The organism is Neobacillus niacini (genome assembly GCF_023715415.1).
GTDB classification, from domain to species: Bacteria; Bacillota; Bacilli; order Bacillales; family Cytobacillaceae; genus Neobacillus; species Neobacillus niacini_C.
Genome location: NZ_JAMBOB010000081.1, coordinates 1 through 307, shown reverse-complemented (window position 1 = coordinate 307; position 307 = coordinate 1). Strand labels below are relative to the sequence as shown.

The 307-nt window shown below is 39.4% G+C and carries 1 rRNA gene; it reads left to right on the top strand.

Annotated elements, in window-relative coordinates:
- Positions 1 to 206: 206 nt before the first annotated feature.
- Positions 207 to 307: ribosomal RNA gene (locus M3189_RS26665) — 23S ribosomal RNA — on the top strand; the annotation flags it as partial.

Sequence of the window (307 nt, the reverse complement as noted above, 5' to 3'; positions counted from 1 at the left end):
CCTCCTTTCTAAGGATAATGCAGTCCTTGACGGACTGATAAAACGTTGACTGTTACTTGTTTGTTTAGTTTTGAGGGAGTAATTCTCTCAAAGCTTTTTTTAATCGTTCCTTGAAAACTAGATAATCGTAAGAAGAAGTCAAAGTAAAACCGAGAATTGCCACTTTAGTTTCTCTCTTATTTAAATAAGAAGAAAATAACCTTTTAGGTTAAGTTAGAAAGGGCGCACGGTGGATGCCTTGGCACTAGGAGCCGATGAAGGACGGGACTAACACCGATATGCTTCGGGGAGCTGTAAGTAAGCTTTG